13 protein-coding genes and 2 pseudogenes are annotated in these 11,220 nt (G+C 69.0%); 9 read left to right on the top strand and 6 right to left on the bottom strand.

Translation table 11 applies throughout. From position 1 onward, the window contains the following. Window positions 1-34: 34 nt before the first annotated feature. Window positions 35-772, bottom strand: a complete 738-nt coding sequence (locus AB0D57_RS33625; protein WP_362081805.1) for an SDR family oxidoreductase — start codon at window positions 770-772, stop codon at window positions 35-37. An 84-nt stretch (window positions 773-856) separates the two neighbouring features. On the opposite strand from AB0D57_RS33625, the gene AB0D57_RS33630 reads away from it, so the two are divergent. After that, window positions 857-1,498 carry a TetR/AcrR family transcriptional regulator gene (locus AB0D57_RS33630; protein WP_362081808.1) on the top strand — a complete coding sequence of 214 codons (642 nt, stop codon included), beginning with the start codon at window positions 857-859 and terminating at the stop codon, window positions 1,496-1,498. Between the two features lie 152 nt (window positions 1,499-1,650). Beyond that, window positions 1,651-2,067, top strand: coding sequence for a hypothetical protein (locus AB0D57_RS33635; protein ID WP_362081811.1), 417 nt, complete (start codon window positions 1,651-1,653; stop codon window positions 2,065-2,067). Between the two features lie 11 nt (window positions 2,068-2,078). On the opposite strand, the gene AB0D57_RS33640 is transcribed toward AB0D57_RS33635, so the two are convergent. Together AB0D57_RS33640 and AB0D57_RS33645 are read right to left on the bottom strand one after the other, a co-directional pair. Next, window positions 2,079-2,929, bottom strand: a protein-coding gene (locus tag AB0D57_RS33640; protein WP_362081853.1) for an IS5 family transposase whose coding sequence is annotated in 2 segments (ribosomal slippage) — window positions 2,079-2,599 and window positions 2,599-2,929 — 852 coding nt in all. Because the reading frame shifts where the segments join, the coding sequence is not laid out codon by codon here. 14 nt (window positions 2,930-2,943) lie between these two features. After that, window positions 2,944-3,414 (bottom strand): annotated as a pseudogene (locus AB0D57_RS33645) (MFS transporter); the annotation flags it as partial. Between the two features lie 209 nt (window positions 3,415-3,623). On the opposite strand from AB0D57_RS33645, the gene AB0D57_RS33650 reads away from it, so the two are divergent. After that, entirely contained in the window at window positions 3,624-4,085 is a 462-nt protein-coding gene (locus AB0D57_RS33650; protein ID WP_362081814.1) for a MarR family transcriptional regulator, read from the top strand. A gap of 149 nt (window positions 4,086-4,234) precedes the next feature. Here the strand turns inward: AB0D57_RS33650 and AB0D57_RS33655 are convergent, their stop codons facing one another. After that, window positions 4,235-5,164 carry an NADP-dependent oxidoreductase gene (locus AB0D57_RS33655; RefSeq protein WP_362081817.1) on the bottom strand — a complete coding sequence of 310 codons (930 nt, stop codon included), beginning with the start codon at window positions 5,162-5,164 and terminating at the stop codon, window positions 4,235-4,237. Beyond that, window positions 5,161-5,631 (bottom strand): MarR family transcriptional regulator, encoded by a 471-nt coding sequence (locus AB0D57_RS33660; protein ID WP_362081820.1) that lies wholly within the window; start codon window positions 5,629-5,631, stop codon window positions 5,161-5,163. The genes AB0D57_RS33655 and AB0D57_RS33660 overlap by 4 nt, the downstream gene beginning before the upstream one ends. Window positions 5,632-5,781: 150 nt before the next feature. Between AB0D57_RS33660 and AB0D57_RS33665 the strand changes: the two genes are divergently transcribed. From AB0D57_RS33665 to AB0D57_RS33680, 4 genes are all read left to right on the top strand, one after another. Continuing rightward, entirely contained in the window at window positions 5,782-6,993 is a 1,212-nt protein-coding gene (locus AB0D57_RS33665) for an MFS transporter (protein ID WP_362081823.1), read from the top strand. Window positions 6,994-7,048: 55 nt separating this feature from the next. Then, complete coding sequence (locus tag AB0D57_RS33670; protein ID WP_362081826.1) at window positions 7,049-7,474, top strand: heme-binding protein; 426 nt, start codon at window positions 7,049-7,051, stop codon at window positions 7,472-7,474. A 123-nt stretch (window positions 7,475-7,597) separates the two neighbouring features. Further along, on the top strand, window positions 7,598-8,425 hold the full coding sequence (locus tag AB0D57_RS33675; protein ID WP_362081829.1) for an aldo/keto reductase: 828 nt from the start codon (window positions 7,598-7,600) through the stop codon (window positions 8,423-8,425). A 133-nt stretch (window positions 8,426-8,558) separates the two neighbouring features. Continuing rightward, complete coding sequence (locus AB0D57_RS33680; protein ID WP_362081832.1) at window positions 8,559-9,575, top strand: LLM class oxidoreductase; 1,017 nt, start codon at window positions 8,559-8,561, stop codon at window positions 9,573-9,575. A gap of 222 nt (window positions 9,576-9,797) precedes the next feature. Here the strand turns inward: AB0D57_RS33680 and AB0D57_RS33685 are convergent. Further along, window positions 9,798-9,935 (bottom strand): annotated as a pseudogene (locus tag AB0D57_RS33685) (transposase); the annotation flags it as partial. A gap of 154 nt (window positions 9,936-10,089) precedes the next feature. On the opposite strand from AB0D57_RS33685, the gene AB0D57_RS33690 reads away from it, so the two are divergent. Together AB0D57_RS33690 and AB0D57_RS33695 are read left to right on the top strand one after the other, a co-directional pair. Next, window positions 10,090-10,791 carry an alpha/beta fold hydrolase gene (locus AB0D57_RS33690; protein WP_362081835.1) on the top strand — a complete coding sequence of 234 codons (702 nt, stop codon included), beginning with the start codon at window positions 10,090-10,092 and terminating at the stop codon, window positions 10,789-10,791. A 54-nt stretch (window positions 10,792-10,845) separates the two neighbouring features. Beyond that, entirely contained in the window at window positions 10,846-11,079 is a 234-nt protein-coding gene (locus tag AB0D57_RS33695) for a hypothetical protein (RefSeq protein ID WP_362081838.1), read from the top strand. Window positions 11,080-11,220: the final 141 nt, after the last annotated feature.

Genomic DNA, 11,220 nt, shown 5'->3' on the forward strand with positions numbered 1-11,220 from the left:
TCGAGGGAACCGGATGCGCACCACCGGCCGTCGTTCAGGCCCGGGTGTAGCCGCCGTCGGCGAAGAGTTCGGCGCCGGTGACGAACGACGAGGCGTCCGAAGCCAGGAAGAGGGCGGCCTCGGCGATTTCCTCGGCGTCAGCCAGCCGTCCCAGTGGCACGACGGCCTCGGCGAACTGGTCGGCGTCCGGTCCCGCGGCGCCCAGCAGGCCAGGGGTCCGCGTGGGTCCCGGGCTGAGCACGTTGACCCGGAATCGGCGCTCCCGCGACTGCCGGGCCCAGTTGTGCACGAGGTTGCTCACCGCCGCCTTCGAGGCGCTGTAGACCTCGAGTTGCTCGTTGGGCCGCACGCTGTTGCTCGAGCCGACGACCAGGATGGAGGCGTTCTCCGCCAGCAGCGGAAGCGCCTTCTGAACGGTGAACAGTGGGCCCTTGACGTTGACGGCGAGCGTCAGGTCGACGTTCGCCTCGGTGTGGGCGCCGAGCGCGGCGTCCGCGACGATTCCCGCGTTGGCCACCAGCACGTCGATGTGTCCGGCCTCCTCGCGGACTCGCGCGTAGAGCGCGTCCAGGTCGGCCAGGACCGAGACGTCGGACCGTACGCCGGTGGCCGCAGGACCTATCTCCTTGACTGCCGCTTCGAGGCGGTCGATGACCCGGCCGGTCACGAAGACCCGTGCGCCCTCCCGGACGAAGCGGTGGGCGATGGCCAGCCCTATCCCGCTGGTCCCTCCGGTGATCACGGCCACCTTCTCCTGCAGCACGCCTGACATGTCGAACCCCTTCAGTTGTGGAATGGATCGTCCATAACGTAGGCAGTAATGGACGATCGAGTCAAGAATGGTTAGGCTGAGGCCATGCCGAGACCACGCGCATTCGACGAACGCCAAGTCCTGGAGCGGGCCCGGGAACAGTTCTGGGCGACCGGCTATGCAGGAACCCGGATGGACGACATCGCCCAGGCGACCGGCCTGGGCAAGGGCAGCCTGTACGGCGCATTCGGCGACAAGGGCAAGCTGTTCCACCGTGTGTTCGGCGACTGGTGCACCGCAGTCGTTGAGGTGGCCGAAGGGCGGCTGGCAGGTGGCCCGGACGCAGAGGCCCTGGCCCGGCTGTCGGGATACGTGCACCTAATGGCGGAGAACACCGCCTCAGACACCCAGCGCCGCGGGTGCCTGTTGGCCAAGGGCGCGGCGGAACTGGCCCAGCACGATCCGACGGTCGCCGGACGGTCGGCCGAGACCATGACGGCACTGCTGACCCTGCTGCGGACGGAGATCAGCGCCGCCCAGCGCCACGGCGACATCGATAGCGCTGCGGATCCGGAGCGGTTGGCGGCACTGCTGTTGACGGTGGTCCGCGGTATCGAGGCGGTAGGGAAGGCCGGCCTGGACCCGGAGACGCTGCGGAACATTGCAGACACCGCACTGGCGGTCCTGCCCATGTCCGAGGGGCAGAAACGCCTCGCAAGCGGGCGCAGTCCGGCCCGCGAGAACTAACTTGGTGCCATCACGGCCACATGCTCCGCCGGACAGCGCCTAGGCCGTTTCGTTCGGATCACCGAACCCTTGGCATGTGAGCGCGCTCGTCGAGTGCGGCGCCTCCGACGGCCTTTGTAGCCTGGCGTCGCTGTACGTCGGGGGAGCTGACCGTGGAGAACATCCTGGCCGTGGCCATCGGGGCCGCTATCGGCCTCATAGGGGTGGTGTTCGGTTCGTGGTTCACCGTGCGCCGACAGGACCACAGGTGGCTCCGCGAACAGAAGCTCAAAGCCGGGATCGGCTTCAACACGGCCGTAGTTCAGCTACTGGACTACCTGAAGGAAACACAGCTGAGTGACGACGGTCCCGGAGCCAACGAGTTGGCGAACCAGATGCAGGAAGCACGCTCAGCCATCAAGCTGCTCTGCGCCAGCGACACCGTCGATCTCGCCGACGCTCTCGCGCGTCGGATCTGGAGCACCCGGCCCACCGACGGCAGGGACGACCGCCGGGCCGAGTTCCGGGAGACATTGGACCTCCTGCGTCGCTTCACCCAGCAGCTCCGGCAAGAGATCGCCAGATCGTAGTCCCCACTGGATCACCGGGCGGACCAGAGGAAGATGCCTGCGATGTGGAGTCCGGCCAGGTAGGTGGTGGCGGTCTTGTCGTATCGAGTGGCGATGCCCCGCCACTGCTTCAAGCGGTTGATGCACCGCTCGACGGTATTGCGCTGCTTGTAGGCGTCACGATCGAAGGCCGGTGGCGTGCCGCCTCGGCTGCCGCGACGGAGTCGGTGACCTTGCTGGTCGGCCGGGACGGGGATCACCGCTCGGATGCCGCGCTTGCGCAGGTGCTCGCGGATCGCGCGGGAGGAGTATGCCGTGTCGGCCAGGACCGCGTCCGGCCTGGTCCGGGGGCGTCCGCGGCGCCTGGGAACGCGCAGGCGGGCCATGACGTCGATGAAGGCGGGTGCGTCGCCGGCCTGTCCGGCGGTGAGGACGAAGGCCAGGGGGCGGCAGCGGGTGTCGGCGCCGAGGTGGATCTTCGTGGTCAGTCCGCCACGGGACCGTCCGATGGCGTGGTCGTCGGGCTCACCGGCTGGGGCCCCCTTTTGGCGGCCCCAGCGGCGTGCTGGTGGGCCCGCACAATGGTGGAGTCCACCGAGACGGCCCAGTTCAGGTCGTCTTCGGCGTCAGCCTGGGCCATCAGCGTCGTGAACCTCCGCTCCCAGGTGCCGTCGATGGCCCACATCCGCAGCCGGTTGTAGACGCCTCGCCAATTGCCGTACTTCTCCGGCAGGTGCACCCACTGCGTTCCGGTCTGGAACTTGAAGGCGATGGCGTCGATCACCTCGCGGTGATCCCTACACCGGCCACCCCGTTTCGGCGTCCGGTCCGGGAGTAACAGGTCGATCCGCGCCCACTGCGCGTCAGTCAACGGCACACCCAGACCAACGACCGGCTGATCCCGACCAGGCCGAGTGCGGAGACGATGAAGAAGGTGACGCGCCAGCCGATCGCCTGACCGATCAGGGTGCCGCCGGGTACACCGAGCACGTTGGCGACGGTCAGGCCGTTGAACATCATCGCGACGGCGCCCGCCTTCCTCTCCGGGGCGACCAGCTCGGCGGCGACGACCGCGCCGATGCCGAAGAATGCGCCGTGGGCGAGCGACGCGACGATGCGGCCGGCCGGCATCACGGGGAAGGCGGGAGCCAGCGCCGAGAGCAGGTTGCCGACGACGAAGAGCGCCATGAGCAGCAGGAGCATCTTCTTGTGGGAGACCTTGGTGCCCAGCACGGTCAGAAGTGGGGCTCCGATCACCACGCCGAGCGCGTAGCTGGTCACCAGCAGGCCGGCTGCGGGGATCGAGACTCCGAAATCTCCGGCGACCTGCGGAAGCAAGCCCGTGATCGCAAATTCTGTGGTGCCGATACCGAAGGCTCAGACAGCCAGGGCGAGGAGTGCGAGAGGCGTGGCCTGTCACCTTCTCCGATGTGCGTGGGTGGGCGACCTACGCCGACGCGAGCGCGCCTTGCATGCGTACACAGTATTTGCAGACGCTCTATATAGGCAACCGCTGGAAATTTCAGGGATGCCCTATCCTGGACTTCAGCCGCACCTATACGGAGGTTTCAGACCCCATGACCGCCACAGACCCGGCGCTCACCGCCCTCGCTCAGGGCTGGTGCGCACTCTCCTTGCTGCACGGAAAGATCGAGGCCCATATCGAGCGCGCCCTGCAGGCCAAGCACGACCTCAGCGTGCGCGAGTACTCCCTGCTCGACGTCCTCAGCCGCCAGCACAACGGAGAGGGCGGCCACCTGCAGATGAGGCAGGTCGCCGACGCCGTCGTGCTCAGCCAGAGCGCCACCACCCGCCTGGTCACCCGCCTCGAGGACCGCGGGCTCCTTGAGCGCTACCTCTGCCCGACCGACCGGCGCGGCATCTACACCAACGTCACCACGGCGGGTCAGAAGCTGGTGGAAGAGGCGCGGCCGACCAACGACGCCGCCCTGCGCGAAGCGCTGGACGAGGCGAGCGTGCGCCCTGAGCTGGCCCCGCTGGTGAGGGTCGTGGAATCAGGAACCCTGCTGCCCACCTGAGGCCGCGATCCCGGGCCGGGCCGAACAGGCCGCGCGTGACCGCATCGCGCACCTCACCGTCCGAGCCCGCCCGGACCCAGCACTGATCACCTGCCGTCCACGGCCGGCCCCGGAGCGGGGCCGGCCGCAGGCACCACAACCGAAGTACCTCAGCGCTCTTCCACGGACAACACGAGCTTGCCGCGCGTGCGCCCCAGGCGATTCAGGCGCCAGGCTTCTGCCGCTTCGGCAAGCGGGAGCACCTGGTCCACATGCACGGCCAGTTCACCCCTGTCGGCCAAGCCGGCGAGGGCCGCGAGGTCTCCCGGGTCGGGGCGGACCCACACGTAGTGGCCGCCCTTCGCGGCAGCCTCCGGATCAGCGATGGATGCGAGCCGTTCCGGCCGTTCAAGCAGACGCAGCGACACATCCACCGCATCCGCGCCAACGAAGTCGAGTGCCGCATCGATGCCTTCCGGCGCCAACTCCGCCACGCGGCCGACGAGTCCGGCACCGTACGTCACGGGCTCCGCGCCCAGCTGCCGCACGAAGTCATGGTTGCGTGCGCTCGCCGTGCCGATCACGCGGGCGCCGAGCGCCACGGCGATCTGGACGCCGAGCGAGCCGACTCCGCCTGCCGCCGCGTGCACCAGGACGGTGTCACCGGCACGGATGCCGACTCTCTTGATCGCCTGATACGCCGTCAGCCCGGCAAGGGGCACGCCCGCGGCCTGCCCCCAGGAGAGCGCGGCGGGCTTGAGAGCCAGCATGCGCACATGCGCGGAGACGAGTTCGGCGTAGCCGCCATGTTGGACGGAGTCCTTGCGGATGTAGCCGAACACCTCGTCGCCGGGCGCGAACTCCTCGACGTCGAAGCCCACCCGTTCGACCACTCCTGCCACATCCCAGCCGGGGACCAGAGGGAAGTGCGTCTCCATGAGCGCGTCGAGGCGCCCTTCGGCGAGTTTCCAGTCCACCGGGTTGACTCCGGCGGCCTTCACCCGGACCAGCACCTCTCCCGGGGCCACCTTCGGGTCCGGGATGTCGGTCAGCCGGAGCGCCTCCGGTCCGCCGTATCCGCTGAGGGTGATCGCTTTCATGCGGCAACCACCGTCGGCACCCGCACCATCTCGACGGTGCGCACCAGGGGCTGCAGCCGGGGGTCTGCAGCCGCCTCTTCGAGCGCCTCGCGCAGTGCCGCCTCGTTCGCAGGGCGGGCTGCATCGAGGAGCTTCAGGCCCGCCTCGGTGACATCGGCGTAGACGCCGCGTCGGTCGGTGAGGCACAGGTAGCGCGAGAGCAGTCCGCGGTCCTCCAGGCGGGTCACCAGGCGGGTCGTGGCGCTCTGGCTGAGCACGACGGCATCGGCGACCTGCTTCATCTGCAGGTGGCCGCCCTCTCCGTCGTGCTGGCGGCTCAGCACGTCCAGCAGCGAGTACTCGCGCACGCTCAGGCCATGCCCGGCCTGCAGAGCATGCTCCAGGTGGGACTCGATCCTGCCGTGCAGCAGGGACAGCGCACACCAGCCCTGAGCCAGGGCGGTGAGCGCGGGGGCAGTTGCGGCCATCGGGGGCCTCCTTCTCCGGGCCATTCCCCACATGATTGCACGCGACGGCAAATGCATTTAAGCTCTTGCCGCGTTTGCACTTATCCAGCGCTTGCAAGTATTGTCCTGGAACGTAAGCGCCTCACGCAACCACTTGGAAGGCAGCTCCTCATGCCTCTCGCGCTCCTGGCTCTGGCCATCGGGGCCTTCGGGATCGGCACCACCGAATTCGTGATCATGGGCGTATTGCCCCAGGTCGCAGATGACTTCGGTGTCACCATCCCGACCGCCGGCTGGCTGGTCTCCGGCTACGCCCTCGGCGTCGTCGTCGGCGCACCGCTCCTGACCGCGCTGGGCACCAAGGTGTCCCGCAAGAAGATGCTGATGTTCCTGATGGCGCTGTTCGTCGTCGGCAACGCGCTGTCCGCCTTCGCGCCCAGTTTCGGCGCCATGCTCATCGGGCGGGTCGTCGCCTCCCTCGCGCACGGCGCGTTCTTCGGCATCGGTTCCGTGGTCGCCGCCGACCTGGTGGCCCCGGAGAAGAAGGCCTCGGCCATCTCCCTGATGTTCATGGGCCTCACCATCGCCAACATCGTCGGTGTCCCACTCGGCACCTACATCGGGCAGGCCGCCGGCTGGCGCGTGACTTTCACCATCGTCGCCGCGCTCGGCATCGTCGGCTTCCTGGGCGTCGCCAAGCTGGTGCCCGAGATGGGCCGGCCGAAGACGGAGAACGTACGCACCGAGTTCGCCGCGTTCCGCAACGTGCAGGTGTGGCTGGCCATGGCGATGACGGTTCTGGGCTACGGCGGTGTGTTCGCCGCGATCACCTACATCACTCCGATGATGACCGAGGTTGCCGGATATACTGAGGGCGCCGTGACGTGGCTGCTCGTCCTGTTCGGCATCGGTATGTTCCTGGGCAACCTGCTCGGCGGCAAGTTCGCCGACCGTGCCCTGATGCCGATGCTCTTCACCACCCTGGCGGCCCTGACCGCAGCCCTGCTCCTGTTCACCGCGACCGCTCACAACAAAGTGCTCGCCGCGATCACCCTCTCCCTGATCGGTGCGCTCGGCTTCGCGACCGTGCCGCCGCTGCAGAAGTGGGTGCTCGACCAGGCTTCGGCCGCACCGACCCTGGCCTCCGCCGCCAACATCGGCGCTTTCAACCTCGGCAACGCCCTCGCGGCCTGGCTCGGCGGCATCGTCATCGCCGCAGGCCTGGGCTACACCGCACCCAACTGGGTCGGTGCCCTGCTCTCCGGCACCGCCCTGTTGCTCGCCTTCCTCGCCGCCCACCTCGACCGCCGCACGCGCGCAGCGGGCCGCGTCGTCGCTGGTGCCCCGGCGAACGAGAACGCGTCGGCGACCGTCCGGCTCTGACCGCGACACGCCGTCGCACCCACTCCGTCATCCATCCACTGTGAAGGAACCTGCCATGAGCACGCCCACCACCGCCGTCGCCCCGCTTACCACGCAGGACGCGGAGGTCCTCCTCGCCGCTGCCCGCCGAGCCGCCGAGGCTGCGGGAGTCACCGTGAGCGTCACCGTCCTGGATGCCGGCGGGCACCTGCTGGCTTTCCGCCGCGACGACCAGGCCGTCCTGATCTCTGGTGAGACCAGCACCCGCAAGGCCTACACCGCTCTCCAGCTCAACGCTCCCACGGCCGCCCTGGTCGACGCGGTCAAGCCCGACGGCCCGTTCCACAGCCTGCCCACCGCGCTCGACAAGCCGCTGCTGTTCATCGCCGGCGGCCTGCCCGTCCACCGCGACGGCCGCCTGATCGGCGCCATCGGTGTCGGCGGCGGCGCCCCCGAGCAGGACCACGCCTTCGCTACCGCGGCCGTCGCCTCCCTGGCCTGACCCTTCACCGGCCACGAGCCGACCGCCACTGGACCAATCGCCGGGTATGGGGCGGGACCGCTGACTCCCCCTTCGCGGTCTTGCGCCCGCCGAGCCCATCTCTTTGAAAGCAAGGAACCACACATGGCCCCCACCGTTCCCACCGTCACGCTCAACAACGGCATCCAGATCCCTCAGCTCGGCTTCGGTGTCTTCCAGGTCCCGGACGCCGAGACCACCGCGGCGGTGACCGCGGCCCTCGAGTCCGGCTACCGCTCGATCGACACCGCCGCCATCTACGGCAACGAGACCGGCGTCGGCAACGCACTCGCCGACTCCGACCTCACCCGTGACGAGCTGTTCATCACCACCAAGCTGTGGAACGCCGACCAGGGCTACGACGCCACACTCAAGGCGTTCGACGCCAGCCTCGACAAGCTGGGCCTGGACTACATCGACCTCTACCTCATCCACTGGCCCACCCCGGCCCGCGATCTGTACCGTGAGTCCTGGAAGGCCATCGAGAAGCTGGTGGCCGACGGCCGGGTCCGCACCGCCGGCGTCTCCAACTTCCAGCCCGCCCACCTGCGGCGGCTGCTGGACGGCGCCTCGCTCGTGCCGGCCGTCAACCAGATCGAGCTGCACCCCGGCCTTCAGCAGGCCGAGCTGCGTGCCCTGCACGCCGAGCTCGGTATCGCCACCGAGGCCTGGAGCCCGCTCGCGCAGGGCGCGGTACTCAAGGAGGCCGCGCTGACGGACATCGCCGCCCGGCACGGCAAGTCCCCGGCCCAGGTCGTTCTGCGCTGGCACCTGCAGCTGGGCAACATCGTCATCCCCAAGTCGGTCACGCCTGCCCGGATCCAGGAGAACATCGACGTCTTCGACTTCACCTTGTCGGACGAGGAGATGACCGCGATCGCCGCGATCGACCGCGGCCTGCGCACCGGCCCGGACCCCGACACCCTCAACTGACGCTCCACACACCGCAGACCGGCCCGCGCGGGGCGGCGACAGCCGCCCCGCCGGGTTGCTCCGGCCCATCCGAACTTCGGCAGCCCGCGCATTGCATGCGTGCCCTCACCGCCTCGAAAGGTCCCTGCCCGCCATGCCCTCCACCCCGACCGCCCTGGACCGCCTGGTCAACCCGGACGGCCGTCTCACTCTCGGACTCGAACTCCCGCTGGACAACGACTGGGGTGCCACCCGCCTGCGCGCCGACCGCGCGACCGGCCGCCCCTTCGGTGTCCCCGACCTGACCGAGCACGCTCGGCTGGCCCGCCTCGCGGACGAGCTGGGCTTTGCCGCCCTGTGGGTGCGCGACGTCCCGTTGTACGACCCGCAGCAGTTCGGCGACGCCGGCTCGGTCTTCGAGACCTTCACCCACCTCGGCCACCTCGCGGCTGTCACCGAACGCGCCGTCCTCGGCACCGCCGCGGTCGTTCTGCCCCTGCGCCGCCCGTTGCTGGTCGCCAAGGCGGCCGCCACCGTCGATGTCCTCTCCGGCGGCCGGTTCGTCCTCGGCCTGGCCAGCGGTGACCGCCCCGTCGAATACCCCCTTTTCGGCGAGGACTTCGAGTCTCGCGGCGCCACCTTCCGCCAGAACGTCGACATCCTGCGCGCAGCCTGGGCAACCTATCCGTCCGAGCAGGGCATGAACCTGCCGCAGGTGGGCCTGCCCGGTGACCGCGGCCTGGACGTCCTGCCCAAGCCGACCGGCGCGACCGTCCCCCTGGCCATCGCCGGGCACGCCCAGCAGTCCGCCGAGTGGATCGCGCAGAACGTCGACGCCTCGCTCAACTACCCGCGCCCGCTGGGTGCGTTGCGCCTGAAGACGCGCGAGTGGCAGGAGCTGGCCAAGGGCAAGCCGTACCTGACGCCGATGCAGCTCGACCTCACCACCGACCCAGACACCCCAGCCACCGCCATCCGCCTCGGCCTGCGCACCGGCCGCCACGCCCTGCGCGAACATCTCAAAGCGATGAGTGACCTGGGCGTCGCCCACATCTCCTTCAACCTCCGCCCCGGCGACCGCCCCGTCGAGGAGGTCCTCCAGGAACTCGCCGAAGAACTCCTCCCCTACTTTCCTTCGGCAACCCCGATGCCCATCACGGCGACGACTTGATGTCTCTCCCCGCGCATTCAGCCGCGGTTCCTTCTCGCAGACGCCCCTATAGCGGGGGGGGTCGGTAGAGACCGTCCTGACCAGGTTGAAGACCTCGCGGGCGGCATAACGCTTGAGGCATCGGATGATCTCACGACGGGTCTTGCCCTCCTGGGTGCGGCGTTCGTAGTACGCCTGGGTGCGCGGGTCGAAGCGCAGCCGGGTGAACACGATGCAGTGCAGAGCAGCATTCGCCTGCCGGTCGCCTCCGCGGTTGAGCCGCCGCGAGCTCCGACCGCCCGAGGAGTACTCGATGGGGCTGACACCGCATACAGCGGCGAAAGACGCCTCGCTGCTCAGCCGCTCGGGATTGTCGCCCATGGTGATCAAGAGCGTGACAGCAGAGTCCGGGCCGATACCAACCGGCGCGAGCAACTGCGGGGCATGGCGTTCAATGAGCCCGGTCAGTCGCTGATTCAGATCATCGGCTACGACCAGGACGGCCTTGAGCTGGTTGATCGCCTGGGTGCGGGCCTTGACCGCAGAATCCTTGGCAATCTTGAACAACCACCGATGTAGGAGCCGTACTGGGGGTACTGCTCGGCGATCCAGCCTGGGCAACCGCGAACTGTTCCGCACCTGCGCACGCCTCAGCCCGCGCGAAGTCCCTGGCCTGGCTGCGCAAGCGCGTCGAGAAGATGCTCCCGACGATCGACCTGCCCGACTCAGCGGCGGCGGCGCGTTCGATCGGGACGAGAGCAGCGGCCCGAACAAGCCGCTCAAGGACCTCGCTTGGGGACTGGCCTCCCAGCACGTGGCCCTGTTGCGCTTCGGCAAGATCACCTTCGCGCGGCCCGACCGCCTGCCACCGGACTTCACCGTGGCCGATGAGTACGTGCCGCATGCGCTCGCCGCCGTCCAACTGCTCCGGCAGCAACCTGAGGTGGACGTGGACCGCATTCACCTCCTCGGCCACAGCATGGGCGGCAAGGTGGCGCCCCGGATCGCCGCCGTCGACCCGTCGATCGTCGGCCTGATCCTTCTGGCCGCGGACGCGCAGCCGATGCATGAGGCGGCCGTCCGGGTGGCTCGTCATCTCGCCGCACTCGATCCCGGTCCGAGCATGGACGAGGCAGTGGCAGCGCTTGTCCGGCAGGCCGCGTTGGTGGGGAGTCCCGAACTCGTGTCCGACACGCCGTCGGAACTCCTTCCGTTCGGATTCACCGCCGCCTACTGACTGGACCTGCGCGCCTACGATCCAGTGGCCGCAGCAGCCGGCCTCGTCCGCCCGATGCTGATTCTGCAGGGCGGGCGGGACTACCAGGTGACGGTCGCCGACGACTTGGCGCGCTGGCGGGACGCCCTGGCGGACCGGCCCGAGGTGGCGATCAGGATCCACCTGGACGCCAACCACCTCTTCTTCACGGGCCAGGGCCGGTCCACCCCGGCCGAGTACGCGCGGCCGGGGCACGTCGATGATGCGGTCGTGGACGAGATCGCGACCTGGCTGACCGACGGCAGATGATCTCAGCACCCATTCCAGGTCCAGGTTCTGCCCGCCGGGCAGAGTTCTAGGGCGTGTTTCGAAAGTCCCGTCGTCCGCCCGAAGGGCGCGCCCCGCGGCGTCTGGTGCGTGCGATCGCAAGGCGCCGGAGCGCCCTAATAG

Source organism: Streptomyces sp. NPDC048275 (assembly GCF_040652275.1).
Taxonomy (GTDB): domain Bacteria; phylum Actinomycetota; class Actinomycetes; order Streptomycetales; family Streptomycetaceae; genus Streptomyces.